21 protein-coding genes are annotated in these 25,262 nt (G+C 70.8%); 4 read left to right on the top strand and 17 right to left on the bottom strand.

Annotated features, from left to right (window positions below):
• Positions 1-2: 2 nt before the first annotated feature.
• The 4 genes from ASF96_RS05220 to rfbA all read right to left on the bottom strand — a co-directional run bounded on the left by ASF96_RS05220 (position 3) and on the right by rfbA (position 5,726).
• Entirely contained in the window at positions 3-923 is a 921-nt protein-coding gene (locus tag ASF96_RS05220; protein ID WP_055936615.1) for an ABC transporter permease, read from the bottom strand.
• Between the two features lie 42 nt (positions 924-965).
• Positions 966-2,897, bottom strand: a complete 1,932-nt coding sequence (locus tag ASF96_RS05215) for a rhamnan synthesis F family protein (protein ID WP_055936612.1) — start codon at positions 2,895-2,897, stop codon at positions 966-968.
• Positions 2,894-4,735 (bottom strand): rhamnan synthesis F family protein, encoded by a 1,842-nt coding sequence (locus ASF96_RS05210; RefSeq protein WP_162239402.1) that lies wholly within the window; start codon positions 4,733-4,735, stop codon positions 2,894-2,896. The genes ASF96_RS05215 and ASF96_RS05210 overlap by 4 nt, the downstream gene beginning before the upstream one ends.
• 115 nt (positions 4,736-4,850) lie before the next feature.
• Positions 4,851-5,726 carry a glucose-1-phosphate thymidylyltransferase RfbA gene (gene rfbA / locus ASF96_RS05205; RefSeq protein ID WP_055936606.1) on the bottom strand — a complete coding sequence of 292 codons (876 nt, stop codon included), beginning with the start codon at positions 5,724-5,726 and terminating at the stop codon, positions 4,851-4,853.
• A gap of 82 nt (positions 5,727-5,808) precedes the next feature.
• Between rfbA and rfbB the strand changes: the two genes are divergently transcribed.
• On the top strand, positions 5,809-6,807 hold the full coding sequence (gene rfbB / locus ASF96_RS05200) for a dTDP-glucose 4,6-dehydratase (protein WP_055936604.1): 999 nt from the start codon (positions 5,809-5,811) through the stop codon (positions 6,805-6,807).
• 5 nt (positions 6,808-6,812) lie between these two features.
• Entirely contained in the window at positions 6,813-8,234 is a 1,422-nt protein-coding gene (locus ASF96_RS05195; protein WP_055937713.1) for a sugar nucleotide-binding protein, read from the top strand.
• Between the two features lie 276 nt (positions 8,235-8,510).
• Here the strand turns inward: ASF96_RS05195 and ASF96_RS05190 are convergent, their stop codons facing one another.
• The 9 genes from ASF96_RS05190 to ASF96_RS05150 form a co-directional block, all read right to left on the bottom strand.
• Positions 8,511-11,228 (bottom strand): hypothetical protein, encoded by a 2,718-nt coding sequence (locus ASF96_RS05190; protein ID WP_235560533.1) that lies wholly within the window; start codon positions 11,226-11,228, stop codon positions 8,511-8,513.
• Positions 11,225-11,755 (bottom strand): hypothetical protein, encoded by a 531-nt coding sequence (locus ASF96_RS05185; protein ID WP_055936601.1) that lies wholly within the window; start codon positions 11,753-11,755, stop codon positions 11,225-11,227. Before ASF96_RS05185 ends, ASF96_RS05190 begins: the two co-directional genes overlap by 4 nt.
• Positions 11,756-11,817: 62 nt before the next feature.
• Positions 11,818-12,747: a glycosyltransferase family A protein gene (locus ASF96_RS05180; RefSeq protein ID WP_055834452.1), complete on the bottom strand. Its 930-nt coding sequence runs from the start codon at positions 12,745-12,747 to the stop codon at positions 11,818-11,820.
• 42 nt (positions 12,748-12,789) lie between these two features.
• Positions 12,790-13,893 carry a hypothetical protein gene (locus tag ASF96_RS05175; RefSeq protein ID WP_055936599.1) on the bottom strand — a complete coding sequence of 368 codons (1,104 nt, stop codon included), beginning with the start codon at positions 13,891-13,893 and terminating at the stop codon, positions 12,790-12,792.
• The gene (locus tag ASF96_RS05170) at positions 13,890-15,356 is read right to left on the bottom strand and encodes an LCP family glycopolymer transferase (RefSeq protein WP_055936596.1); all 1,467 of its coding nucleotides are present in this window, start codon (positions 15,354-15,356) and stop codon (positions 13,890-13,892) included. The genes ASF96_RS05175 and ASF96_RS05170 overlap by 4 nt, the downstream gene beginning before the upstream one ends.
• Positions 15,353-15,820, bottom strand: coding sequence for a 5-(carboxyamino)imidazole ribonucleotide mutase (gene purE / locus ASF96_RS05165; RefSeq protein WP_055835907.1), 468 nt, complete (start codon positions 15,818-15,820; stop codon positions 15,353-15,355). Before purE ends, ASF96_RS05170 begins: the two co-directional genes overlap by 4 nt.
• Positions 15,821-15,924: 104 nt before the next feature.
• Positions 15,925-17,058: a 5-(carboxyamino)imidazole ribonucleotide synthase gene (locus tag ASF96_RS05160; protein ID WP_055834445.1), complete on the bottom strand. Its 1,134-nt coding sequence runs from the start codon at positions 17,056-17,058 to the stop codon at positions 15,925-15,927.
• An 87-nt stretch (positions 17,059-17,145) separates the two neighbouring features.
• Positions 17,146-17,700: a PH domain-containing protein gene (locus ASF96_RS05155; protein WP_055936592.1), complete on the bottom strand. Its 555-nt coding sequence runs from the start codon at positions 17,698-17,700 to the stop codon at positions 17,146-17,148.
• A gap of 150 nt (positions 17,701-17,850) precedes the next feature.
• Positions 17,851-18,633 (bottom strand): biotin--[acetyl-CoA-carboxylase] ligase, encoded by a 783-nt coding sequence (locus tag ASF96_RS05150; RefSeq protein ID WP_055834439.1) that lies wholly within the window; start codon positions 18,631-18,633, stop codon positions 17,851-17,853.
• Between the two features lie 159 nt (positions 18,634-18,792).
• Here ASF96_RS05150 and ASF96_RS05145 point away from each other — a divergent pair, with 159 nt between their 5' ends.
• Both ASF96_RS05145 and ASF96_RS05140 read left to right on the top strand, forming a co-directional pair.
• Positions 18,793-20,382, top strand: a complete 1,590-nt coding sequence (locus ASF96_RS05145; RefSeq protein ID WP_191926318.1) for an acyl-CoA carboxylase subunit beta — start codon at positions 18,793-18,795, stop codon at positions 20,380-20,382.
• Entirely contained in the window at positions 20,379-20,627 is a 249-nt protein-coding gene (locus ASF96_RS05140; protein WP_055936589.1) for an acyl-CoA carboxylase epsilon subunit, read from the top strand. The genes ASF96_RS05145 and ASF96_RS05140 overlap by 4 nt, the downstream gene beginning before the upstream one ends.
• 241 nt (positions 20,628-20,868) lie before the next feature.
• Here ASF96_RS05140 and ASF96_RS05135 read toward each other — a convergent pair whose 3' ends face one another.
• The 4 genes from ASF96_RS05135 to ASF96_RS05120 all read right to left on the bottom strand — a co-directional run bounded on the left by ASF96_RS05135 (position 20,869) and on the right by ASF96_RS05120 (position 25,132).
• Positions 20,869-21,903, bottom strand: coding sequence for a hypothetical protein (locus ASF96_RS05135; RefSeq protein ID WP_082509295.1), 1,035 nt, complete (start codon positions 21,901-21,903; stop codon positions 20,869-20,871).
• Positions 21,900-23,156, bottom strand: a complete 1,257-nt coding sequence (locus tag ASF96_RS05130) for a sensor histidine kinase (RefSeq protein WP_055834427.1) — start codon at positions 23,154-23,156, stop codon at positions 21,900-21,902. The genes ASF96_RS05135 and ASF96_RS05130 overlap by 4 nt, the downstream gene beginning before the upstream one ends.
• Entirely contained in the window at positions 23,149-23,817 is a 669-nt protein-coding gene (locus ASF96_RS05125; protein WP_055834424.1) for a response regulator transcription factor, read from the bottom strand. Before ASF96_RS05125 ends, ASF96_RS05130 begins: the two co-directional genes overlap by 8 nt.
• A gap of 61 nt (positions 23,818-23,878) precedes the next feature.
• On the bottom strand, positions 23,879-25,132 hold the full coding sequence (locus tag ASF96_RS05120; protein ID WP_055936586.1) for a class I SAM-dependent RNA methyltransferase: 1,254 nt from the start codon (positions 25,130-25,132) through the stop codon (positions 23,879-23,881).
• Positions 25,133-25,262 lie beyond the last annotated feature (130 nt).

Genomic DNA, 25,262 nt, shown 5'->3' with positions numbered 1-25,262 from the left:
GATCACAGTTCCTGGGCGAAGTTGCCCTGAAGGCGCACGAAGACACGGTGGCTGAGCACGAGCAGCACGAAACCGATGAGCAGTGCGACGACCATGCGCAACACGAGGTGGGCGGGCTGATCCAGACCGTCGCCCCCGAGCCAGAACGCCCGTTGGAATCCGAGCACGGCGAGGGTCAACGGGTTGTTCGTGTAGATCTCCAGCAGCGTCGGGCTGGTGATGATCTGACGCGCAAGGTGCCAGGCGTACAGCACGGGCGAGAGCCACATGAGGAGCATCGTCACGACCTCCACCAGGTACTGCACGTCGCGCAGGTAGACGTTCACCGCCGAGAAGAAGAGGGAGAAGGCCATACCGTAGACGAGGATGAGCAACAGCGAGGGGACCACGTAGACGATCTGCCAGTGCAGCGGTGGCTTGCCCGCGATCAGCGTCGCGACCAGCAGCACACCGAGTTGGATGAGGAAGTTGAACAGGGCCGACCCGGTCGCCGCGAGCGGGAAGATCTCGCGCGGCATGTACACCTTCTTCACGACACCGCCGTTGGCGATGATCGACCCGGTGCCGCCCACGGCGATCTCCTGGAACAGGCTCATCGCCGTCAGGCCGGTGAAGATGAAGATGGCGAAGTCCGGGATGCCGCGCGCCGCGCCCAGGAACTGGCCCAGCACGACGAAGTAGATACCCAGCAGGATGAGGGGGCGGATGAGCGCCCACACGAATCCGAGCGCGGAATCCTTGTAGCGCGCCTTGATGTCGCGCTTGACGAGGAGGTCGAGCATCTCGCGGCGCGCGAAGATGTCCCGCAGCGTCGTCCAGAGCGATGCGAACCCCAGGCCGGGGGTGACGCCGACGGAGCGCATCGGCATCTCCGCGAGGCGGGCGAAGCGCGCGTTATCCGCGGAGGATGAGGAACTGGACATGGGGACCGATTCTACTGGTGGGTTCCTGCACGGGGTCTGAACTCACCGACGACGCAGTCGCTGACGGGCCCGCCAGAGGCGCCCACGGACACGCTCGGTGGAGGTGAATACCCGATCGATGCGGTCGGCGGCCGAGGGCCGGTGCAGCCGGACCCACATGTCGACGAAGTCACGGAATCGTCCCCACCCGATGTAGCCGGCGCGTCGGAGAAACTGCACTTGGTGCTGCGTGTCCTCGGGCATCGTGGCCGACATGTGGTCGAGGTTGTAGTCGAAGGCGGTGTAGCTCTTCGAGAGGTACTCGGGGGTGGCGATGGTCATCGAGTGATACCCGAGCTCGCCGGCCGCGTAGACCGGCATCCGCTCGAGAATGTGCGCGAGTCCCCCGTCGACGTACGCCTCGACACCGCCGAACTCGTCGTAGGTCCACTCGCGCTCCAGAAGCAGGCGCAGCGCCTGAGGACGGGCGAAGAACATCGACCCGAACGGCGCGAGGGGCGAGACCTCGTCGAGCGGAACCCGGATGCCGAGCTCGGCGCACAACTCGGCCACCCCGGGCCGATTCGCCCACCATCCGTGCCCCATGGTCGGGTGTCCGAGGTGCACGGTGGGGGGGAACGCGAGTCCGAGACCCGGCTGCTGCTGGAAGAGCGAGACGATGGTGGCTGCCTCGTGGGGGCCGCCGAGCAGGTTCTCGAACTGGTGGCGACGGAAATGACGACCCATGTTCGCGCCATCCTGCGGCGTCTTCTTCGAGTGGATTTTGACCACCAGGTCGTACCGGTCCGACAGCAGCACGTCGCGGCATCCGATGAGGAAAGCCGCCTGGTCGCGGCCGTTGTTCGACGCCACCACCCGCACCTCGACGCGCCCGGGGAATCCCCGCGCGGCGATGATGCGCTCGATCTCGTCGGCGCGCTCGCGCTCGGGCGTCGTCACGATGAGGTCGACGTCGCCGGGCAGGTGGCCCGCGCGATCGAGGATCTCGTCGGTCATCTCAACGTAGAAGATGTGCGCGAACACGGCCGTGCGCATGGGCTTCGACGGGTCGTAGCCGTCGTCGGTGGGTGAGAGCACGCGCAGGAGCGCGGCGTCGGCGTTCAGCACACGCGGCTCGACGTTGCGCGCGAGGTCGTCGAAGATGAGCTCGACCGGGTAGCCGTTGCGCTCCACGGCTTCGAGGGTCCACTTGCCGACCACCGCGACGCGGTCCAGGAAGACCGGCCATTGGAAGAACGGCCGTCGCTTCAGCGTCGGGCACCCGGCGTTGATGAGCTGCTCGGCGTAGAGCACCGCGTGGTTCTCGATCTTGTCGGTCAGCGTCGGGAACGCGACCTCACCCGAGAAACCCTGCTGGGTGAAGTGCTGGGTGAAAATGCCCTCGTGCTTGGTGACCGCGTCGGAGTACGTCGTCATCGCCGGAAGGTCGCGCCAGTAGGCGTCCCACTCGGGCGAGGCGAACATGTTTCGACGTACGGCCACCCAGTACGACTGCAGGTGATACGGCAGGTAGTCCTCGTCGGACGTGAACGGGTGCGGTTCCACCCGCAGGTGGTCCGTCATGCCCCAGAAGTGCAGGGGGTGCGCGTTCATTCGCTCGAAGATCGGGCCGAACGGCCGGATGGGACCGAACCAGGTGTCGTTGACGAGCAGCAGCTCGTCGAACGACGCGACCCGCTCCCCGACGGCGTCCAGACCGTGCTTGTAGCCCCAGATGTCGTAGCCCTCGTTGGGACGCTCGAGAACCAGGTCGCCGACCGTCTCGAGCCGCGCGCGGCCCTGGGCGGTGAGCGGGCCGTTCGAGACCACCACGATCTCGTCGCAGAACGCGCGCATGTGCTCGAGGGCGTACAGCACGAAGTCGCCCACCTCGCCGCGACGGTCGAAGACGACGTAGATGAGCAGCCGCTTGCCGTCGGGAGGGAACGTGTCTGCTGGCCGCGTCCAGTCTCCGATTAGCTCTGCGGTCTTCACGACGACACCTCTCGCTCATTCTCGCCCCGTTCGCTGCGCAGGCTGCGTAGACGCGAGGCGACGCGGCGACCCGCCGACAGCACACGGTGAGCCCGCAGCGCCACGCGGTACACGGGACGGAAGACGTCCGCCACCCGCGGATGATTGGTGCGCACGTACATGCGCGCCAGGGCGACGATCCCGCCGTAGCCGGTGTAGCCGGCCCGATGCAGGAACCCGATCTGCTCGACGGGCCACCCGCGGGTGGTCGAGAACATCTGGTCGACCTTGTACTCGAGCGCGGTGTAGCCGATCTCGGCGTGCGCGTAGTTCAGCACGGTGCGGCAGTAGTAGCCGGCCTGCCCGGCCGCGGCGCTCACCAGTCGCTCCTGCAGGTGGGCGAGGTGACCGAAGCGCCGCTCACCCTTCCAGCCGTAGTCGGCGAAGGTCCACCGGCGCTGCGTCAGCACGCGGAAGGCCGCGGGACGCCCGACCCACATGCCCCCGTACGGCGCGAGGGGCGAGACGGCGTCGAGCGGCACGCGGATACCGAGGCGCTTGCTCAATCGTTCGGCGTGGGGTTCGAGCAGAGCCCACCCGCGCCCCATCGTCGCGTAGCCGATGTGGATCATCGGGGGGAAGACGACGCCCAGACGCTCTTCCTTCTCGAACAGCGACAACAGGTTGCGCACGTAGCCGGGGCTGCTGAGCAGGTTGTCGAACTGGTACCGGCGGAAATACCGCAGCCGGTTCATCGTCTTCCAGGGCGCGCGGCGCATGTGCAGCTTCACGACCAGGTCGTACTGGTCGGACTGGATGACGTCGCGGCATCCGACGAAGTAGTCGGCCATGTCGCGGCCGGGGCTCTGGGGGGTGACGCGCAACTCGTAGGTGTGCGCGTTGGTCGTGGCCCACGCTTCGAGCAGGCGCTCCAGGCGGGCCGCCGTGACGCCCTCGGTCGTCGTGATGAACACGGAAGCGCCCGACGGGAGGAACTGCAGGCGGCGCAGGGCCTCGTCGATCTCGTCGACGTCGCTCACGTGCACGACCGCGGCGATCGACAGCGACGATCCCGCGTCGGGCTCGACCGCTTCGTCGGACAGCACCGAGAGCAGCCCCAGCGTGGTGTTGAGCGCCTTCGGAGCCACGCACGTCGCGAGGCTCGAGCGCAGCACGTCGAGCGGGTACCCGCGCTCGCCCATCATCGCGGCGATCTCGCTGCCGATGATCGCGAAGCGATCGAGGAACGGCGGGTAGCTGGTGAACACCGCGCGGTCGACGAAGGGCACGTCGACGTCGAGCAGGTCTTCGGGCGCGAATAGCCCGGGGTCGTGCGCGTGGAAGCGTGTGGTGTCGAAGGCCCGCTCGTGGGCGAAGCCCGCCGCGGTCACCGCTGTGACGAGCGAGCGTTCCCGCTCACCGGCGGCGGGTGTCGGCCCCCACCACCGGTGCCACGCGGCACTCTCGAAGAGCGCGCGGCGGACCACGGTGAAGAACCAGGGCCGGTCGGCGATAGCGGGGAACCCCTCGCCCGGAAAGGCCTCGCGCGGCGGAGCCGCCGGCAGCACGTCCCAGACGTCGGCGGTACTGTCGGCCATGCGCTCGAACAACGGATGCAGGTCGGCCACAGGGCCGAACCAGGAGTCTCCGGTGAGCACGATCTCGTCGATCGCGGGCCACCGGCGGCGCAGGCGTTCCATCGCGGGGACGTACGCCTCCGAGTCGAACTCCTCGGCGTCGGTTTCGATGACGTCGTCGATCAGGTCATCGAGGCGGGCGCGGACTTCGGATGCCAGGGGCCCGGGGTGCACGAGCACGATCGCGGTCGACACGTGGCGCAACGCTTCGAGGGCGAGCACGCTGGTTTCTTCGATCCGGCCCGCCGCACGCACGGCGTAGACGACGGCGCGCCCGGCGGCACCCGGACGCGCGGAAGCGGACGTCTCCTCGGTCAGAGGTGTCGTCCGCTCCCGCTCAGCGCTCGGCACCATGTTCGAGAGCGCTGAGGAGGTAGCGACCGTAGCCGCTCTTCACCAGCGGCTCGGCGCGCGCGCGCAGTTCGTCGTCGGACAGGAAGCCCATGCGCCACGCCACCTCTTCGGGGCAACCGATCGACAGCCCCTGACGCTTCTCGACCGTGCGGATGAACTCCGTCGCCTCGCTCAGCGAGTCGAAGGTGCCGGTGTCGAGCCACGCGGTGCCGCGCGGGAGCAGCTCGACGCTCAGGCGCCCCTGCTCGAGGTAGGTGCGGTTGACGTCGGTGATCTCGAGCTCGCCGCGCGGCGACGGCGTGAGGGCACGGGCGATCTCGATCACGTCGTTGTCGTAGAAGTACAGTCCCGGGACCGCGTAGTTGCTCTTGGGGTGCTCGGGCTTCTCTTCGAGCGAGACGACGCGCCCCTCGGCGTCGAACTCGACGACGCCGTAGGCCGTGGGGTCGGCCACGCGGTATCCGAAGACGACACCGCCGTCGAGGTCGCTGTACTGGCGCAGGCGCGTTCCCATGCCCTGGCCGTAGAAGATGTTGTCGCCGAGAACGAGGGCGACCGAGTCGGAGCCGATGTGCTCCTCGCCCAGGATGAAGGCCTGCGCGAGACCGTCCGGCGAGGGCTGCACCCGATAGGTGAGCGAGATCCCGAAGCGCGAACCGTCGCCCAGCAGCCGCTGGAACTGCTCGGCGTCCTGCGGCGTCGTGATGATGAGGATGTCGCGGATCCCGGCCAGGATGAGGGTCGACAGGGGGTAGTAGATCATCGGCTTGTCGTAGACCGGTACGAGCTGCTTCGAGATGCCCTGAGTGATGGGGTGCAGTCGGGAGCCCGTGCCGCCCGCCAGAATGATTCCGCGCATGAGGTCCAGTTTCCCCCATCCGGAGGCGCCTGCCAATCCGGGTGCCCCGCGATCGGCCCGGGCGCCCCGGTAACCTGTCGGTATGAGTCGTCTTCTCGTGACCGGTGGCGCCGGTTTCATCGGTTCCAACTTCGTGCACCACGTCATCGCGCACACCGACCACACGGTGACCGTGCTCGACAAGCTCACCTACGCGGGCAACCGCGCCTCGCTCGAGGGGCTCCCCGCCGATCGCGTGCGCCTGGTCGTGGGCGACATCGCCGACGCCGCCGTGGTCGACCCGCTCGTCGCCGAGGCCGACGCCGTGGTGCACTACGCCGCGGAGTCACACAACGACAACTCGCTGCACGACCCGCGCCCCTTCCTCGACACCAACATCATCGGCACCTACACGCTGCTCGAGGCCGCGCGTCGTCACGACGTGCGCTTCCACCACATCTCGACCGACGAGGTGTACGGCGACCTCGAACTCGACGACCCCGCGCGCTTCACCGAGAACACTCCGTACAACCCGTCGTCGCCGTATTCCTCGACGAAGGCCGGTTCCGACCTGCTCGTTCGTGCCTGGGTGCGCTCGTTCGGCGTGCGCGCGACCATCAGCAACTGCTCGAACAACTACGGCCCGTACCAGCACGTCGAGAAGTTCATCCCCCGCCAGATCACCAACGTGCTCCGCGGAATTCGCCCGAAGCTGTACGGCACGGGCGAGAACGTGCGCGACTGGATCCACGCCGACGACCACTCGTCCGCCGTGCTGACGATCCTCGACAAGGGCGAGATCGGCGAGACGTACCTCATCGGCGCCGACGGCGAGAAGGACAACAAGAGCGTCGTCGAACTGATCCTGCAGCTCGCGGGCCAGCCCACCGACGCCTACGACCTCGTCACCGACCGGCCCGGACACGACCTGCGCTACGCGATCGACTCGACCAAGCTGCGCACCGAGCTCGGCTGGAAGCCCACCTACGGCGACTTCGAGTCGGGGCTCGCCGCCACGGTCGACTGGTACCGCGACAACGAAGCCTGGTGGGCGCCCACCAAGGACGGCGTCGAAGCCTTCTACGCCAGCAAGGGACAGTGACCACGGTGTCCATCGAGTTCGGCAAGTCCCTGTCGGTGCGCGAGACCCCCATCCCGGGGCTCGTCGTGCTCGATCTGCCGGTCCACGGCGACGCCCGCGGCTGGTTCAAAGAGAACTGGCAGCGCGAGAAGATGACGGCCGCCGGGATCGAGCTGCCGGACTTCGGCCCGGTGCAGAACAACATCTCGTTCAACGATGCCGTCGGCACGACCCGTGGCATCCACGCCGAGCCGTGGGACAAGTACGTCTCGGTCGCCACCGGCCGCATCTTCGGCGCCTGGGTCGACCTGCGCGAGGGCGACAGCTTCGGCGCCGTGTTCACCACCGAGCTCGACCCGTCGACGGCGATCTTCGTGCCGCGCGGCGTCGGCAACTCGTACCAGACGCTCGAACCCGACACCGCGTACACCTATCTCGTCAACGACCACTGGTCGCCCGACGCCACGTACACCTTCCTCAACCTCGCCGACGAGACCGCCGCGATCGCGTGGCCCATCCCCCTCGACGAGGTCGAGATCAGCGCCAAGGACATCCAGCACCCGCGCCTCGCCGACGTGGTGCCCATGCCCCCGCAGAAGATCCTCGTGACCGGGGCGAACGGTCAGCTCGGCCTCGCTCTGCGCGCGGAGTTCGGCGACCACCCGTGGATCGAATACGCCTCGCGCGCCGAGCTCGACCTCACCTCGCCCGAGCTCGACACCGCGCGCCGCTGGCGCGACTACGGCACGATCATCAACGCGGCCGCGTACACCAAGGTCGACGTGGCCGAGACGCCGGAGGGGCGTACCGAGGCGTGGGCCGCGAACGTCACCGCGGTGGCCGCGCTCGCCCGGATCGCCACCGCCAACGGCATCACCCTCGTGCACGTCTCGAGCGACTACGTCTTCGACGGGACGAAGGACGGCGCCTACGCGACCGACGACGTCGTCTCACCGCTCGGCGTCTACGGCCAGACGAAGGCCGCGGGCGACGCCCTCGTGTCGGCGGTCCCCCGCCACTACATCCTGCGCACCAGCTGGGTGATCGGCGAAGGCAACAACTTCGTGCGCACCATGGCCTCGCTCGCCGAACGCGGTATCGATCCGCGTGTGGTCGACGACCAGGTGGGACGCCTGACGTTCACCGTCGACATCGCGGCCGCGATCCGCGCCCTGCTCGACACGCGCGCCCCCGCCGGTGTCTACAACGTCACCGGCCAGGGCGAACCGACCACCTGGTTCGACATCGCCCGCCGGGTGTTCGAGCTGACAGGTCACGACCCCGGGCGCGTCAGCGGCGTGAGCACCGACGAGTACTTCGCCGGCGCTCAGGGGCCGGTGGCCCCGCGTCCGCTGAACAGCGTCCTCGACGCGCGAGCGACCGAGACCGCCGGTGTTCCGCTCGGCGACGCCGGCGTGCGACTGCGCGAGTACCTCGAACGCCCGTGAGCGAGCGCGTGTCCGCCCTCCCCGACGCGGTGAGCGCCACTCGAGGCTGACGCTCGAACGCGCGGGCCTCCAGGTGCGCCGACGAGGCGACACAGCGCCCACGCCAACCGAGACGGCGACCACGAAACGACCGCGGGCAAGCCACGTCGGGACAGTCCGCGGCCGCCCCCGCACCGGAGTGCGTACGACGCGCTCCGACTCCCCGACCACGTTGAACGGGCCCGTAGATCGCAGCGACGATCGACGGGCCCGTTCAGCGGTTCGGCTCGCCCTGCCTCAGCGGACCGTCACCGAGGTGCAGCCCAGCGACACGGGAGAACCGCCCTTGTCGTCGACGACGCTCGCGCACACCCGCCGATTGCCCTTCGAGGCCGTCAGCCGCTGCTCGAAACCGTGCGCCGAGCCGGCGGCCGGGAAGGCCGCCCCCACGTCGGGCCGATTCTTGTCTGCCCGGACCTCGCGCGTCGTGCCGTCGATGGCGACCCGCACGGTCACGGGACCCTTCACGTCGGGGTCGAACGCCCAGCCCCGCACCGACACCGTGCCGGTCCCTCCGCTGGCCGCATCGAGACGGCCCACCGGGGCACCGGCCATGCCGATCACGGTGCGGCAGCCCAGCAGGGGGTTGGCACCGGCGGTGTTGATCGCGTAGATGCACACGCGCGAGGTGCCGACCGGGATCGGCACGTTCGTCTGATACCCGTGCGCCGAACCGTAGGGCGGATACGCCGCGCCCACGTCGGGCCGGCTCCGGTCGGCGGTGAGCGCCGTAGCAGAACCCCCGACGTACACGTGGACGGCGATGGGACGCGCGGTGTCGGGATCGATCGCCCACCCGCGCACCGTGGCGGTCGTGCCCGAGACGCTCACCTCGTCGACGCTGCCGATCGGGGTGCGCCCCTCGTCGCGCGTGGTGATCGAACGGCATCCGAGGTCGGTGTCGGGCCCACTCGTGTTGACGGCGGTGACGCAGACCTTCGAGGGGCCGATGGGGATGTCCACCGCGCGCGAGAACCCGTGGGCCGCTCCGTACACGGGATAGGCGCCGGCCACGTCGGGGCGGTTGGCCTGGGCGGTGAGGCGGGTCACCTTGCCGTCGACCGAGATGCGCACCGCGATGGGACGCACGGTGTCGGGGTCGAGTGCCCAGCCGGTCACGGTGGCGCTGCGCCCCGAGACCGAGACCGACTCGAAGTTCCCGATGGGCGCGCGCCCCTGATCGGCCGCGGTGACGTCGCGGCATCCGAGGGTGGTGTTGGCGCCCGAGGTGTTGATGGCGTAGACGCAGACAGTGCTCCTGCCGGGCACCAGGTCGACGACCTCGGAGAAGCCGTGGGCGTTGCCGTACGCGGGGTAGGCCCCACCGACATCGCGACGGGAGTCGTCGGCGGTGATGGCCCGACCGGCTCCGGCGACGTAGATGTGCACCGGGATGGACTTCTTCGTGTCGGGGTCGATCGCCCAGCCCGACACGCGGGCCGACGTGCCCGCCACGTCGACGGCATCGAGGCTGCCGATCGGCGCGCGACCGATGTCGCGCGAGGCCGGCGTCATGATGCTGCGACAGCCGAGGGTCGTGTTGTCGCCGCGACCCGTGTTGATCCCGTACAGACAGATCTGCTTCGCATCGAGCGGGACCTTCAGCGTCGCGCTGTAGCCGTGCTTCGTGCCGTGCACGGGGTAGTGCGTGGCGAGGTCGGTGCGCGAGCCGGAGGCGCGGAGCGCCGTCCCGACTCCGTCGACGTACGCGTGCACGTCGATCGACGAGGCCGTGTCGGGGTCGATGGCCCATCCCGAGACCGTGACCGAGCCCGACGAGACCTTGACCGCGTCGACCGCGCCCACCGGTGACCCGGTGTAGAACGGCATGTCGCGGCATCCGAGGGTCACGTTGGACCCGCGGGCGGTGTTGATGGCGTAGACGCACACCTGCCCACTGCCCCCCTGGGTCACGGGGATGCGCGAATCGAAGCCGTGCCTACTGCCGCTGCCGGGATAGGCCGAGCCCACATCGGGTCGGTCGCCGTCGGCGGTGAGCGCGGTGGCGTCGCCCGCGAGGTAGGCGTGCACCTGGATCGGGTCGGAGGTGTCGGGATCGATCGCCCACCCCCGCACACGGATGCCGCCGGGGTACGCCTCGATGGCGTCGAGGTTGCCGAAGGGGCGGCCGCCGGCCTGCGTCGAGCCGAACCAGTCGGAGTAGGTACGCCAGAAGTTGCGGTTTCCGTAGGCCGAGCAGCCGTCGCCCTCGCCGTAGAGATTGTTCAACGCCGCCTGGTTGGGCACGTACGGGGTGTAGATGTAGAGCCCCGCGGTGGCCTGGTTCTCGATGAAGACCCGCTGCGTGCCGCAGCTCGCGCTGGGGTTGTAGAGGATGTTGTTCCAGCGGCCCGCCTGGTAGCCCCACCAGCTGGGGTTCATGCGGTACACCTCGAACTGCCGGGCGCCGTAGTAGACCTGGTAGAAGAAGCCCTGGGTCGACGCGTCGCACGGCGCGGTGTCGGGGCAGCCCTGGCCGGTGGCCGCGGAGTAGTTCCAGGCCGATGGGGCGGTCGAGGTGACCAGGCCCTGCTCTTTCTGCAGCAGGACGAGCAGCGCCTTCTGGCTGATCCCGCACGAGCGCGCGACCTTGTCGATGATGGTCGCGGCGCTCTCGTTGGCCGCGCCGGCGTACCCGTTGCAGTACTTGTCGGCGGGGCGGTCGTCGGTGTTCTGCCGGTAGTCCTTGAGGCAGGTGTAGCCCGACCGGCAGGTGGTGACCTTGCCGTTGAGGAAGCTCTGGATCTCGCCGGCACCCATCGCCGAGCCGTCGTAGAAGACCGCGTCGTCGATGATGTTGCCCGGGTTGAAGTCGCGGGCGTCGGCCGCGGCGGCCGACTCGACCGGGGCGATCGTCGCGGGGAGGGTGACGGGCACCGCGGCCAGCAGCGCGATGGCGCAGGCCCACGTGGCGATGACCGCCGCAACGCTGCGGCGGCGCGACCGCTGCCTCACGGCGCGAGCTCGATCGTGGCCGTCTCGGACTGCGCGCGCAGGTTCGACGAGGAGTAGCCGACGTGGAACGCGACGTCGGCGGAGGTCGTGTCGACGGCGATCGACATCACGCCGCAGTAAGTGACGTCTTTGCCCTCGTTGGCGGAGACCGATACGGACGCCTGGGTGTCGTCGAGCGTCAGCGTGCAGGTTCCCCCCGATTCCGACACCCCGGGGACCATCGCGGTGACCTCGAGGTTGCCGTCGCGCACCTCTGACGTGATGACGAGCACCTCGCCGTTGTACGGGGCGTCGGCGGTGGCGCTATCGGTGGGAGTCGGCTCGGGAGCCGCGGTCTCGGACGGCGACGCCGTCGGCGTCGGCGAGGCAGACGCCGTGGCCGACGCGGTCGGCGACGGGCTGGCCCCCGCCACCGGGGTGGCGCAGGCCGAAAGCGTCAGCACACCCGCCACGAGCAGGAGGCCGGGCAGCGCGACACGCGCGCGCCTCGAGCGAGACGGGCGGGCGGCGTCGAAAGCGTGCTTCACGCGTTCATTATGCGTGGCTTGAGTGACGGATGGGAATATTGCGTGGAATCGGTAAGCGGCCGTTACCGACGCCCGAGGCGGCGGCGCCACCCCCGCAGGCGCGAGAGAACCGGCTGGTGCGCGTCGATCTCGCGCCGCAGATCGTCGCGGATCTCGGCCCGCAGACGCTCCGCGACGCCGTCGAGCTGAGCGCTCAACTGGGCCTGCAGGGCCGACATGTACAGCGGCAGACCGGCCCCCTCTCGCTGCACCCACTCGGCGAGGGCGCGGTCGCGCACGACGGCGTCGTCGCGGGCGTGCTCGGCGGCCAGGCCGAACATGCTGTTGGCGTCGAGCCCGACGGAGTCGGGGCGCTGCGTCCAGAAGGCCAGGGGCTCCCCGCCGAGGAAGCCGATGTCGTGCCCGCGCAGGATGCGCAGGTAGAAGTCCCAGTCCTCGACGGCGTCAAGGGTCTCGTCGTACCCACCCACCTCGTCGTGCAGCGCACGGCGGTAGACGAACGAGATGGGCACCGCGCGGTTGACCGACATCATCTCGCCGAGTGAGATCCGCGTCATGCCCGCCCAGAAGGGGGCCCGGCCGACCTCGACCCACGCGCCGCCGCGGTTCTCTTCGTAGACGATCTCGGTCGCCGCCGAGACGGCCGCCTGGTCGGGGTGCGCGTCGAGCCAGGCACCGGTGCGGGCGAGGAACTCCGGATGCCACCGGTCGTCGTCGTCGTGCAGCACGACATAGTCGGTGCGCAGGGAGCGGATGCCGGCGTTCGCCGCCGCGCACCGCCCTCCGTCTCCCGGGGCGATGTGGATGACGTCGACGCGATCGCCGAGCTCCGCGGCGGCGACGATCGCGTCGACCTCGGCGGGGTCTCCCCCGTCGTTGACGACGACGAGACGCCACTCGGTCTCGGTCTGGGCGGCGATGTCGGTCAACGCCCGCCGGAGGAATCCGGGACGCTGACGGGTGCGGACGACGATCCCGACGGGTGCAGGCATGCGTCCGAGCTTAGGGGGCCGTCGCGCTGTCGTCCGCTGCGGTCACAACTCGGCGTGCAGGGCCCAGACCCGGTCGGCGCAGGCCTCCCAGGCGAAGCCCTTCGCCCGGTCGCCGGCGAGGACCCGCAGTCGGTCGGCGTCTTCTGCGATGGCCCGTGCCACGGCCGCGCCCAGCTCGTCGGCGGCCGCGAAGACCGCGGCGTCGGCGAGCACCTCGCGGTGCACCGGGGTGTCGAGGGCGACGATCGGCACGCCCACGGCGAGCGCGTCGACCGGGCGCCACGGCCAATCGGTGCGTCCGCACGCGGTGACGAAGGCCGCGGCGTGCGAGAGCACCGCCGCGCGGTCCCAGCGGTCGAGGGAGCCGCGCGCGTGCACGCGGGCCTCGGCGAGACCCGCCGCCGCCGCGATGTCGGCGATCGCCGGTTCCTCCCCCTCGGGGACGTCCAACACCACGACGTCGCCCTCCCAGCCCGAGGCGACGACGGCCGAGAACACCTCGGCGAGTCCGTCCGAGGCGGCGGCACCTCCGGCGGCGGCGAGGAAAGACAGGGGCAGATCGAGTGCGCGCAGGCGTCCCACGGCATCCGAGGGCACACGCAAGCCCGCGGCGGGGGCGCCGCCGATGACGCGCACCTTCTGCACGAGCTTGGATTTGGCGACCTCGGCGAGACGCTCGGCCATCGCGTGGGTGGGAACCACGACGGCGTCGGCGTGCTTGGCGACGCGCGAGAGCAGGGCGCGGCTCGCGAGGATCTCGGCCTTGGGCAGCTCGTCGGGCGTCTCCCAGGCGCGCAGATCCCACAGGGTCACCACGATCTGGTGCGTCTCGTTGACGCGGTCGTGGCGCACGAGGGGGGCGAGGGCGGTCGGCGAGTGGATGAGGCCCTTGCCAATCCCGGGGGCGACCCCGAGCTGCCACGAGGTCGCGAGCTCGCGACGGCGCACGGCCAGGCGCGTCTCGGAGGTGAGCCCGGTCACGCCGACGTCGTCGGGCAGCCCGGGCGCGGGGACGATCGCCGCCACGTCGCAGCCGCGCGGGGCGGTGTCGACGAGCGCCTGGGTGAGAGACGCCGAGGCCTCGGCGAGGTCGCGCGAGGTCGGTGAGACGAGTTGGTCGAGGACGACGCGCAGGGTGACGGTCATGGGGTGGGGCTTTCCGTCTCGGTCGGCGGGTGCAGTCTGTCGCGCACCATCTGCTGCACCTGGGCGTAGTCGGGGTCGAACTCGTCGACGCCGCCCTCGGGGGTCAGCTCCAGCGTGCCGACGGGCTGTCCCTTGGCCTTCAGCGCGAGGTCGACGAGCGTGGGGGCGATGAGGCCCTGCGGAAGGTCGGTCTCGACGACGTTCGTTCCCGCCTTCGCGACCTCCTGGAAGTGCGAGAGCACGTTCTGCGGCGTGAACTGGGCGAGGATCGCCTCTTGCAGCTGCCGCTGGCGACCCATGCGGTCGAAGTCGCTGGTCGTGTAGCGCGAACGGGCGAACCACTGGGCGGTGTCGCCGTCCATGTGCTGCGCGCCCGCTTCGACCCAGCCGAACGCCCAGTCGTCGACGGGCTGCCCGTCGTAGGCGGGGCCGCCCTTGGGCAGGCGCTCGTTGACGGTGATGTCGATTCCGCCGAGCGCGTCGATCACGTCGGCGAAGCCCTTCATGTCGATGAGCACGTAGTACGGGATCTGGATGCCGAGGATGCCCTCCGCCGCGTCTTTCGTGGCCTCGATGCCGGGCTCGGAGCCCTGCGACACGGCGTTCGGGTACAGCGCGTTGCCGTCCTGGCACACCTCGACCTCGGTGCGCAGCTGATTGATGCCGCTCCCCCACCCGCAGGTCGGGTCGAACTTGCCCTCGTGGCCGTTGGGGTACTCGTCCTGCATCGGGCCCGGAGCGAAGGGGAAGCCCGGCATGTCGCGCGGGATGCCGGTGATGGTCGTCGCGCCGGTGGTGGCGTTGACCGAGACCACCGAGATGCTGTCGAAGCGCATGGAGTCGCGACCCTCGCCGGAGTCGGCGCCGAGAAGGAGGATGTTGTAGTACCCGTCGGAGGGCGGCACGACGGGCGCCGACTGCGAGAAGATGTCGGCGAACGCGTCGCGCGTGGCGCCCGCGGTCTGCGCGGCCCACGCCGCCCCCGATCCCGAGAGCACGAGCAGGCCGACCGAGACGATCGTCATGCCGATCCTCGCCACGGGCCCGACCTTGACCAGGCGCACCAGACGCAGGGTGTCGATCGTGAGCACGACCCACAGCACGACGTAGGCCACCAGGGCGATCTGCACGAGGGTGAGCGGCAGCGGGCGGAACCACGACAGGAACTCGGGGATGAACGAGCCCGTCGCCAGGGCGAAGAACCCGCTCGGCCAGAGCGCCGCACCGACGGCGGTGAGCACGAGGATCGCCCACATCGCGAGGGTCGCGCCGAGGCCGATGCGCCCCAGCCGGCGGGTGCCGGCGAGCACTTGGGCCGACCCCGGCACGAGGAAGTTCATCACGACGAGCCACCAGCCGCGGCGGGTCATCACCGCGGGATCGGAGGCATCGGGGTTGCGCAGCGGGCGCGACTCGATGAGCGGCGCCTGCCGGCGGGGGCGCGGCGGGGCCGCCACGCTCACAGGGAGTCCTTCAAGCGGCGGTTCTTCTCTTCGACCTGGGCCTCGAGGTCGCGGGCGTACGACTCGATCCGATCGGCCACCGCGTCGTCGGAGGTGCCCAGGATGCGCGCGGCGAGCAGCCCCGCGTTCTTCGCCCCGTTGATCGAGACGGTCGCCACCGGGATGCCGGCGGGCATCTGCACGATGCTCAGCAGGGAGTCGAGACCGTCGAGGGTCGCCAGTTGCACCGGGACGCCGATGACCGGCAGGGCGGTGACCGAGGCCAGCATCCCCGGCAGGTGCGCGGCGCCCCCGGCCCCCGCGATGATCGCGCGCAGCCCCCGGCCGCGGGCCTCGCGGCCGTAGCGCATGAGCTTGTCGGGGGTGCGGTGCGCCGAGACGACCTCCACCTCGTGGGGGATGCCGAACTCGGTGAGCATCTGAGAGGCGTCGCTCATCACGCGCCAGTCGGAGTCGGAGCCCATGACGACGCCGACCACGGGCGTCTCGGAGGAATGCAGCGGCCGGGTCACCGGTCCAGAGTAGGGCGGCTCGCTGGAAGAAGCCGGAACGGCGCGCGAGCGCGGGCTCAGTCGAAGAACGCCGCGGCGCCGCGCGCCTCGTAGACCACATCGTCGAGGTCGTCGCCGATGACGGTGACGTGCCCCACCTTGCGACCCGGCCGGGGGGCCTTGCCGTAGGTGTGGATCTTCGCCGACGGGTGGGCGGCCATGGCCGGCGCGAAGCGCTCCTCGAGGGTGCCGTCCACGGGACCGCCGAGCACGTTGATCATGACGGACCAGGGCGCGATGGCATCCGTGGACCCCAGCGGCAGGTCGAGAACCGCGCGCAGGTGCTGCTCGAACTGGCTGGTGACCGCCCCGTCCTGCGTCCAGTGCCCGCTGTTGTGCGGGCGCATCGCGAGCTCGTTGATGAGGATGCGCTCGTCGGTGGTCTCGAACAGCTCGACCGCGAGCATGCCCGTGACCCCCAGGCCCTCGGCCACGGCGACACCGATCTCGGCGGCGACGCGCTGCACCCGGTCGGCCGCGCGGGGGGCCGGGGCGAGCACCTCGGCGCAGACGCCGCCGCGCTGCACGGTCTCGACGATCGGGTAAGCGCGCACCTCGCCCGACGGACGCCGCGCCACCTGCTGCGCGAGCTCGCGGGTGAAGTCGACGAGTTCCTCGACCAGGAGCGAGCCCCCGTTGCCGTCCTCGGCCAGGGCGGCGAACCAGTCGTCGGCCTCGGTCGCGGCCGACACGACGCGCACGCCCTTGCCGTCGTACCCGCCGCGCGGGGTCTTCACCACCGCGCGACCGCCGTGGTCGTCGAGGAAGGACTGCAGGTCGGCGGCGTCGGAGACGGCCGCCCATTCGGGCTGCGGGAGGCCGAGCTCGGCCATGCGCCGACGCATGACGAGCTTGTCCTGCGCCACCCCCAGCGGGGCGGGACCCGGGTGCACGGCGACACCGGCATCGACGAGGGCGGCCAGGACGTCCTGCGGCACGTGCTCGTGGTCGAAGGTGATCACGTCGACGTCGCGAGCGAACGCCAGCACGGTGTCGACGTCGCGATAGTCGCCCACGGCGGTCGCCGCCAGCGCCGCGGACATCCCCTCGTCTTCGGCGAGAACGCGGATCTCGAGCCCCAGCTCCACGGCGGGCGCGATCATCATCCGCGCCAGCTGTCCGCCACCGACCACTCCGACTCGCAGCACCATGCCGCTCCTTCCGTCGGCATCCATTCTGTCGGGCCCGTCACGGGGGCGCGAGCCGGATGCCGCCCACTCCGGGAGGCGCCGCTCGGGTCAGACGTCGACCGAGCCCGAGCCGAACGTCTGCGAATCGCGGTGCGCCAGGATCTGGTTGACCTCGACCTGGTCGACGAGGGTCTCGTGCACGAGCACCGCGTTCGGGATGTTCTTCATGCGCAGCGCCGGCTCCACGCCGTTCGACAGCGACAGGGTGCCCGCGCCCCACAGGCGCTGCAGGATGCCGCGCCGCATCTGGATCGCGTAGCCCCGCACGTGTGAGATCTCGCGGTGGTTCGCCCCGAACGGTCCCGAGCGTTCGATCACCCGGCGCGTCGTGATGGTCCAGGTGTGCGAGAGCCAGACGAGGAACGGGATGACCACGAGCAGCAGCACGAGCGCACCGGCCGTCGTCAGCAGCATCCAGTTCTCGTACGGCGCCGGGAGGTTGTCGTAGAAGTAGGCCGTCGCCCCCGCGACCGCGATCAGGACGAGGGCCGACCACGTCAGACGCCGCGCGTGGGCCCGCAGTCGCGCGATGCGCAGTTCCGGCGCGGCGGTGCCCGGCGCCGGCGTGCGCGGGCGCCCGATCGAGCTGGTCGGCTGGGTCACGTTCTCATTGTGCGGCGTGAGCCGCGTCAGACCCGTCGCACACGCGGAACGGCGGCGGGGTCATCGCCCGTGCGCCCTCGCGTCCGTCGGCGCGCGTGCCCGTCGGCGCACGTGCCCGTCGGCGCACGTGCCCGTCGGCGCGCGTGCCCGTCAGCGCACGTGGACGACGTCGCCGGCCGAGACGATCGTCTCGATCGTTCCGGATTCAACGACCAGGCGACCATCCCCGTCGAGGCGCGACGCGCGCCCCCGCACGCTCGTTCCGTCGGGAAGCGAGACAGTGACCTCGCGCCCGATCGTCGTGCACAGCTTCTCGATGTCGCGGTGCACGCGCTCGGCTCCTCCCGACGACAGGTGCGACAGCAGCTCGTCGAAGTGCTCGACATAGTCGGAGAGCAGCCGGTCGTCGTCGCACTCGGCACCGATCGCGGCGAACGAGGTGGCCGTGGTCACCGGCAGATCGGCACGGCTCATGCGCGTGTTGATCCCCGCGCCGACCACGACCGTGTCGAAGGTCCCCGGCACGGCCTCGGCCAGGATGCCGCAGATCTTGCCGCCGTCGACGAGGACGTCGTTCGGCCACTTGAGCTCGGCGGTGCCCCCGTGACCGGTCAGCTGGGTACGGATCGCCCGCGTCATCGCGGCGCCCGCCGCGAGCGGCACCCAGCCGCGCAGCGCGAGGGGGATCGTCGAGGCGTCGACCACCAGCGACACCGCGAGCGCGGTCCCCGCCGGCGCCGTCCACGACCGGTCGAGCCGCCCGCGCCCCGCGCGCTGGTCGTCGGTCACCAGCAGCGACAGGTGGGGCCAACCGGCCGGATCGTGCGTGACCGCGGCGACGACGTCGGCGTTCGTGGAGTCGGTGGTCTCGACCACCTGGACACGGGGGCTCCGGGCCGCGGTGCGCGGGTAACCGTCTGAGGGAATCGCCATGCACCACACCCTAGGGATCCCGCCGGATCGGGGCACCCGTCTTGCGCCTCGGCGCGTCACCGGGCAGGGACGGCGGTGGACGGATGCCACAGCACCCCACGGTTTCGCTTGTGCGTACCCTCCAACGCCGGTGCCGTCGCGGTCGCTAGGGTGGAAAGCGTGACCGACCAGCCCGATCTCTTCACCACCGCCGGCAAGATCGCGGACCTGCGCACCAGGTTCCAGGAGGCGGTCGTCGACGCCGAAGCCGCCGCCCGCGACAAGCAGCACGCGAAGGGCAAGCTCACCGCGCGCGAGCGCCTCGAGATGCTGGTCGACCCCGGCTCGTTCGTCGAACTCGACGAGTACGTCCGCCACCGCACCACCGCCTTCGGCATGGACAAGTCCCGCCCCTACGGCGACTCGGTCGTCACCGGCACCGGCACCATCCACGGCCGCACCGTCGCGGTGTACGCGCAGGACTTCTCGACCTTCGGCGGGTCGCTCGGCGAGGTCGCCGGCGACAAGATCATCAAGGTGATGGAGCTGGCCCTGCGCAGCGGCATCCCGATCATCGGCATCCTGGACTCCGGCGGAGCGCGCATCCAGGAGGGCGTCGTGGCCCTCGGCAAGTACGGCGAGATCTTCCGCCTGAACACCGCGGCCTCGGGCGTCATCCCGCAGATCTCGCTCATCATGGGCCCCGCCGCCGGAGGGGCCGTGTACTCCCCCGCCCTCACCGACTTCGTCATCATGGTCGACAAGACCAGCCAGATGTTCGTCACCGGTCCCGACGTGATCAAGACCGTCACCGGCGAGGACGTCGGGATGGAAGAGCTCGGCGGCGCGCACACGCACAACACCCGCTCGGGCGTCGCGCACTACCTCGCCGACGACGAGGACGACGCGATCGACTACGCGCGGAGCCTCATCGGCTACCTCCCCGACAACAACCTCGCCGAGATCCCGGTGTACGACACCCCGTTCGAGTTCGAGACGACCGATGCCGATCGCTCGCTCAACACGGTCATCCCCGACTCCCCCAACCAGCCGTACGACATCCACACGGTCATCTCCGGGCTCGTCGACGGCGCCGACTTCCTCGAGGTGCAGCCGCTGTTCGCCCCGAACATCGTGATCGGCTTCGGCCGCATCGAGGGACGCACGGTCGGCATCATCGCCAACCAGCCGTCGCAGATGGCGGGCACCCTCAACATCGACGCCGGCGAGAAGGCCAGCCGGTTCGTGCGCTTCTGCGACGCGTTCTCGATCCCCATCGTCACCCTCGTCGACGTCCCCGGCTACCTCCCCGGCACCGACCAGGAGTGGACCGGCGTCATCCGCCGCGGCGCGAAGCTGCTGTACGCCTACGCCGAGGCCACCGTGCCGCTGGTGACGGTGATCCTGCGCAAGGCCTACGGCGGGGCCTACATCGTCATGGGCTCGAAGCAGCTCGGCGCCGACATCAACCTCGCCTGGCCCACCGCCGAGATCGCCGTCATGGGCGGTCAGGGCGCGGTCAACATCCTGTACCGCGGCGAGATCAAACGCGCCGAAGAGGCCGGCGAAGACGTCGCCGCCGTGCGCACGCGCCTGGCCAACGAATACACGTACAACGTGGCATCGCCGTTCCTCGCCGCCGAACGCGGTGAACTCGACGGGATCATCGAACCGGCGCAGACGCGCGTGTCGATCGCCAAGGCCCTGCGGGCCCTGCGCAACAAGCGCGCGAGCCTGCCCGCCAAGAAGCACGGGAACATCCCGCTGTGAGCCGGCCGAGCACCGACGCCGGGATCGACCCCGGCGCACCGCGCGCCGTCGCCGAGGTCGTCCGCGGCACCCCCACCGACGAGGAGCTGGCTGCGGCGGTCGTCGTGGTCAGCGAGGCCTACCTGCGCGAGGTGGCCGACGCCACGGTGCCCGAGACCGCGACGCGCTCGCGGTGGGAGCTCTCGGCGCGCGGGCTGCGCCGGCCGCTCGACCGCATCGCCGGCTGGAACGGATTCACCGCCTGAACCTCGGAAGTGTCCCCCGAAATGCCTACAGACGACGGTGGGACAGCTGTCGAATACTGGAGGAGCTGGAACGCATCATGCGTTCGGTCGGACCGCTCTGAGAGCCGGTTCCGGCTTTGCGGGCAGTTTTCGGGTAACTGTCCGCCCGGGTGAGGGGTCGGCGATCACGCCGCCCCTCACCCCTCGGTCTTCTCGGTGCACGTGCGTCGGCGGTTCCCCCCTCCGCCCCCGGCCCCGGCTGTCAGCGGGGTCGGCGGATCTCCCGCCAGAGGTCGACCTCATCGTCGTCGCCGGAGCCGCCCTCGCCGCGGGAGCGCCCGACGACCGTCACCGCCACCTCGTGGTGCGGCGACGTGCGGATGATCAGGCGCTCCGAGACGGCATCGCTGAGGACGGATGCCAGTTCCGTGCGGATGTCGTCGAGGTCGGCCGCGCCGAGCCCCGCGAGCCCACCCTCGTCGAAGAGGTTCACCACGGCCCCGCGCCGGCGCGCAGCGTCGATCTCGGCGCGGACGCCGTCGTCGAGCAGGCGTGTGCCGCGCAGCTCGTCGCGGAGGCTGGCCTCGGCGCGGCGCGCAGCGGCCTTGTCGGACGGCCGGAGGTTGCCCCCCGACTCGATGGTGCGGGCCAGCACGGGGCCGGCCGCCTGCAACGCCCGCTGCACGTGGATACGACGTTCCCGCTGCCGGCCGCTCTGCGAAGCCTGCCAGGCCGACGCGGCCTGCTGCAGCTCCGCGAGATGGTCGGCGTCGCGGGCCGTGCGATCCAGAGCGATCATCACGAGCTGGGCGGCGGCGACCCAGACCAGAGAGCCGACGAGACCCAGGCTGAAGGCGGCGAGCGGGCCGAGCCAGAACGACGCCGACAGGGTGAGCACCGCCATGCCGACCCACGCGACGATCGGACGCCGACGGATCATGATGATGGTCATCAACGCGCCGATGGCGCCGATCACCCAGGTCACGAACGGTTGCGTCCGGCCCGCCTCGGTCACCGCGAAGAAGGTCGCGTTGGGGACGACGACGGCCGCCAGCATCGCCAGCGCCACGCCCCAGTTGGGCACGCGCCGCGCCACCCGGGGTTCGGCGGACTGCTCGGGGGTGCCCGTGCCGATCGCGAAGACCCACAGCCACGTCACCGGCAGGTACAGCACGAGCGCGGCCACGATCAGCCACCCGCGTTCGACGGTGTCGGGCTCGGTCCACAGCAGACCGCGCGCCGCGAGATAGGCGGTGAATGCGAGGGCGATCCCCGAGAGGATGGAACGGACGGTCACCAGCGGTCACCGCTCTCCCACTCGAGCGTGACGGTGGTGCCCGTCGGACCCGACTCAATGTCACTGCGTCCCCCGACCGCCGTCAGGCGGGCGATGATCGAGCCCCGGATGCCGAGACGATCGGGCTGGATCGAGTCGAGCACGAATCCGCCTCCGGAGTCGCGCACGCGCACGGCGACGCCTCCGGGCGCGGCATCACCGGTGAGCTGGACGGTCAGCCCCTGCGCGTCGGCGTGCTGCACGGCGTTCGCGACGGCCTGCATCGCCGCGAGCACGAGCGCACGGGCCACGCGTCCGGGCACGCGGGGAGTGCCCTCCTCGACGCGGCGCGCCACCTCGATCTCCACACCCAGGTCGCGCGCGGCGATCTCGATGTCGTCGGCGAGCCTCGAGGCGGGGACCGGCTCGTCGCTGCCCTCGAGGGCGTCCTTCTCGGCGTTGGCCAGACGCGTGAGAGCCTCACGCGCCATGCTGACCGCGAGGGTCCGCTCCCGCGGGGTGCCGGCGCGCTCCGCGGCCAGCAGAGCCCCCAGCACGCTGTCGTGCATCAGGGCCGCCACCGCGATGCGCTCGTGCTCGCTGGCGGCGGTAGCCGCCGCGGTCGCGTAGCTCGACACCGCGAGCGTGCGCGCCTGGTCGACGTTGGCCGCGATAGAGCGGTACATCCACGCCAGGGTGAGCAGCACGCTGCCGAGGATCAGCGCGAACGACACGTCGAGCAGGATCGGCACGATGAACTCGGGCCGCCCGCCGGCCTGCACCAGCCGCACGACGCCGAACAGCAGGGGTGCGGCGAGCGTCCACGCGATCTGGAACGGCAGCGGGAAGGCCACGACCGCGGCGACCGTGGCGACGTTGACGAGGTAGAAGATCCACGGGTTCTCGGTGGGCACGGGGGTCGGGCCGCCGGCCGTGGCCACCGGCCAGAGCGCGAGCGCGACCAGGAAGAGAACGGCGAAGATCCCCGAGAACGTGCGGGCGAAACGCCCCACCGCGCACGCCACGATCATGGCGACGAGCGGGACGAACACGCCGATGACGAGGGGCAGATGCCATCCCGCGGCCTCGTCGCCCGGGACGAACGCGGCGACGAACGCCTGAGCCCCCAGGACGAGGGACGCCGGCCCCACGATGATCGTGAGGACCCGCTCGATGCGGGTCTGCGTGAAGGAACCCGTGTCGGCTTGGACCTCACGAGTGTGGGGGATGCGTCCCCACGCTTCGTCCAGGACCGACCGGTCGTTCTCACCCATGGCCCGCGGGGGCGTCGGGCGCGTCGTGCAGGATGCCGTCTTCCATGGCCCGCCGCAGCAGGTCGACCTTGGTCGGCGCCGGGCGTCCGACCTCGACGTACTTCACCCGCACGCGCGTGATGTTCTCTTTCGCGGTCGAGTACGCCACTCCGAGCCGCTCTGCGACGGCTTTGAGCGGCAATCCGGCCGCGTACAGCCGCAGGACCTCGCGCTCACGCGCCGACAGCTGAGCGTCGGCGAACTCGCGGTCGCCCTCGACCGCGCTGGCCCACTCGACGTTGTCGAGCAGTTCGCCGCGGGCGACCACCGCGATGGCGCCCAGGACCTCGTGCGTCGGAGACGACTTGCTCACGATGCCGGCCGCTCCCGCGGCGAGCGCCTCGCGCACCGCGGCGGCGCGATCGGCGACGCTGTGGATGATGACGCTGGATCCGTCGCGCACGACGCGGTCGACGTTCTCGGACACCGTCGTGCCATCGCCGAGGGTGAGGTCGAGGACGACGACATCGGCCGGCGACGTGGCCGACGCGCGACGCCAGGCGAGGTAAGACGAGACGTTCGCGCCGGAGAAGACCACATCGGTGGCTTCGGTGCGCGTCAGTGCGGCTTCGAGTCCGAGCCGGACCGACTCGTGATCATCGATGAGGGCGACGCGCGTCATTGGTTCATCGTATCCATGCGGAGGTGCCGTGCGAGGGCTTGCAGACCCGCCGATCGGCGGGTCATCGGCGAAGAACGGCCACCGCTTCGACGTGATGCGAGTGGGGGAACAGGTCGATGCCACGGATTCCGCGATCGGCGCGATACCCCAGGTCGGCGAATGTCGACAGATCGCGGGCCAGGGCCACCGGGTCGCACGCGACGTAGACCACCGTCGAGGGGGCCAGGGCGGCGATGCCCTCGACGACCTCGCGGCCCGCCCCCGCGCGCGGCGGGTCGAGCAGCACCACGCCGCGCCCGAGGCGCTCGCGTTCGCGCTCCGAGGCGTCGGCGGCGAGCTTGGCGACGAAGCGGTCGGCGCGAGCCGTCTCGGCGCGCGCACCGATCCACTCGGCCAGGTTCTCGCCCGCGTGCTCGGTGGCGCGCGGGTCGGACTCCACGCTGACGACACGCGTCGAGGGGCCACCGAGATCGCCGAGGGTAGCGGCGAACAGGCCGACCCCGCCGTACAGGTCGAGGTGCAGCGCCTCGGGGTCGAGGCCGCCGATGGCCGCGATCTCTTCGGAGACCAGCGAGGTGAGGGTGCGCGCCGCGAGGCGATGCACCTGCCAGAAGCCGCCGGCGTCGACGCGGAACACGCGATCCCCCACGCGCTCCTCGACGACCTCGGGCGCGGGACGCGATTTCACGCCGTCGGGTCGCACGAGCACCCGGACGCGGCCGTCGGCCGGCTGGACGAGATCGATGCGACCCGGCTCACTCCCCCGCAGGGCGGCGGCGGCGCGGGCGACCTCGGCGGTGGCGAGGGGCAGGTCGGGCGTCTCGATCACGCGATGCGAACGGGCGGCGTACGCGCCGACGCGGCCGCTCTCGTCGACGTGCAGGCTCACGCGGGTGCGCCATCCCGTGCCGTCGGCGGACTCGGGGTCGGCGTCATCGCCGGCGGAACGCACCTCGACCGGGAGGTCGAGGCGACCCACGCGCTCCAGGGACTCGCGGATGACCCGCTCCTTCAACGCGCGCTGGTGCTCGAGGGCGATGTGCCCGAACTCCGCACCGCCGGGACGCTCTGCCGGATCGACGTCGATGTCGGCCGCCGCCCACACGTGCGGTCGCCGGTCGGCTGCGGCGTCAAGCACCTCGACGGCCTCGGCACGCCAGAACGCCTTCTTGCGCGTGTCGGTGACGCGCGCGCGCACGCGCTCGCCGGGCAGGGTGTCGGAGACGAACACCACGCGCCCCTCGTGCCGCCCGACGAAGACGCCGCCGTGCGCGATACCGGTGATGTCGAGATCGATGAGGTCGCCGTCGTGCATCCTCCGAGCCTGTCACATGCGGCCGGGACACCGCGCGGCGCCGGCGCCGCGGACGGAGCACCGGGAGCCTGTCGAACGGCCGGGGCGGTGGCGACGGCCCCGACGGGTCGGGTGCCGCCCGGCGGTGTGC

Origin of the sequence: Microbacterium sp. Leaf179, from assembly GCF_001423785.1 — a bacterium.
GTDB lineage: Bacteria > Actinomycetota > Actinomycetes > Actinomycetales > Microbacteriaceae > Microbacterium.
Note: the sequence above shows the minus strand (reverse complement) of the source record. Positions and strands in the feature narration are given on the sequence as shown.